General features: G+C 72.4%; 2 protein-coding genes. One reads left to right on the top strand and one right to left on the bottom strand.

Features of this window, described 5'->3' with window-relative positions:
• Nucleotides 1-862, top strand: an 862-nt coding sequence (locus tag DI269_RS13150; protein ID WP_157974958.1) for a hypothetical protein, incomplete at its 5' end; no start/stop codon positions are given.
• 136 nt (nucleotides 863-998) lie between these two features.
• On the opposite strand, the gene DI269_RS13145 is transcribed toward DI269_RS13150, so the two are convergent.
• Nucleotides 999-2060, bottom strand: a 1062-nt coding sequence (locus DI269_RS13145; RefSeq protein ID WP_112136590.1) for a hypothetical protein, incomplete at its 5' end; no start/stop codon positions are given.

Genomic DNA, 2060 nt, shown 5'->3' with positions numbered 1-2060 from the left:
GGTGACCGGGTCGACGCCGCGGACGGGCGCGCCGCAGGGCGGCCGCGAGTACCGGCCGGGCCCGGGCGCGGCCCCGGAGAGCCCGCCGCAGCGCCAGGACCAGCCGTTCGAGGAGGCCGCGTTCGCCGACCGCGGCAAGGACGACTGGGGCGCCGGCGCGGAGACGACCGCGATCGGCAAGCTCGGGTACATGCCGAAGGAGCCGCGGCGGCGCTCGGACTTCCAGAAGGTGCGCAGCCGGGCCCGCAAGTCGAGCCCGTGGCCGAAGATCATCGCGGGCGTCGTGGCGCTGGCGCTGGTGGGCGGTGGCGTGTGGTGGTTCATGAACCGCGACACGGACGAGGGCGCGGGTGACGCGGCCGACGCGGGCCTGACGTACGCGGGCAGTGAATCGCCCTGCTCGCTGGTCGACGCCGGGCCGATCGAGTCCGCGGTGAACGGCGCGGAGCCGACCGAGGCGGCCGAGGCGGAGCAGAAGAGCCGCGGCTGGGTGCAGGCGTGCACCCTGACGTACGGCGAGCCGGACCAGGCGGCCGCGCTGCTGGAGGTCGAGGGGACGGTGTTCGACTCCGACGCGAAGGCGAGCGTGAACTTCGAGCTCGGCACGGGCGAACTCGCCGAGATGGGCGACCTGTGGACCCCGATCGACCCGGCGCCGCAGATCGGCGACCAGGCGACGGCGGTGGCGCGGGTCGTGACCGACGGGACCTCGAACTACCAGCTGCACCTCCAGGACGACAACGTCTACCTGGTGCTGCGGCTCTCGGTGGCGAAGGAGGCCGGGGTCGACGAGGCGAGCCTGACGGAGATGACGACGCAGCTCGCGGAGGCGTACTTGGCGAACTGGCGCGACGCGAGCTGACGTGAATCGCATTTCATAACAAAAAGGACATAAGAGGGACCCCTGGTTCAAAAATACCGAGGGGGTCCGACAAGAACTGAGGGCCGGTTCCGTCCATCTGGACGGAACCGGCCCTTTCACCCGTTCGAGTGAAGCGTCAGTACGTGCGCATCGGGGCGCCGAACATCTGGGACTCGATGGAGGTCGGGGCGCACCAGAGGTAGCGCTCCTTCTGGCCCTTGCGGAGCATGGCGATCATGTCGTCGTGGAGCATCTGGAGCCACTGGAGGACCTCCTGGTTGACCCGGATCGCCGAGCGGGCGATCTGGGCCTCTTCGGCGGTGAGCCGCTGGAGGACCGTCATGTGGGCCTCGCCGGTGAGGCTGTCGGCGTAGTTCGTCAGGCGCGGGAGCACCGTCAGCTGCGTGCGCCAGGGGCCGAGGACCGGCTTGGTCTGGGAGCCGCGCTCGCCGACGTCGTAGACGTACAGCGCCGGGGAGTGCTGGCTCGCCTCGACGGTGACCGGCTGGTCGCCGTGCAGGACCGCGAGGCGGTCGTTGCGGCCGGTCGCGGTCTCGCCCAGGCCGTTCCACTCCTGCGGGCGGGTCGTGCACACCGCGACGCGGGTGCCGATCGCCAAGGCGCGGAAGACGAGCAGGCGGGCGAGGTACACGCCGCCGATCAGGTTGATGCGGGTCTCCTCGGGCCGGAAGAACGGCGCGACGACCGGGACCTGCTCGGCGTCGCGGCCGATGACCAGGCCCGCGGGCGGGCTCGCGGAGGTCATGAGCTCAAGCGCCCGGGCGGTCGGGATCTGCGAGACGGACTTGACCGGCTCGATGGGCTTGCCTGCGTCCCTTGCGGTCTCGACCGCGCGGTCGGTGACCGGGAGGCCGTAGACGGTGCCCTCGGTGGGGCCCGCCGAGACCTGGGAGACGCCGAACAGGCCCGCCGAGGTCGGTAGGGAGCTGATCGGGCCGCCGGTGATCGGGGCCGCGCCCGAGTAGGGCATCCCCGAGTACGGCTGGGCGCTCGCGGGCTGCGCCGAGTACGGCTGGCCCGAGACGGGGCCGCCCGAGATCGGGCTGCCGGAGACGGGCTGCCCGGACACCGGCTGGGCCGAGACCGGGGCGGCCGACACCGGCGCGGCCGCGGGCGGCTGGGCCGGGCGCTGCTGCTGGGACGTCGGCTGGACCTGCTGCGACTGCGGCAGCTGGTA

Source organism: Glycomyces dulcitolivorans (assembly GCF_003265355.1).
Classification (GTDB): Bacteria; Actinomycetota; Actinomycetes; order Mycobacteriales; family Micromonosporaceae; genus Glycomyces; species Glycomyces dulcitolivorans.
Note: the sequence above shows the minus strand (reverse complement) of the source record. Positions and strands in the feature narration are given on the sequence as shown.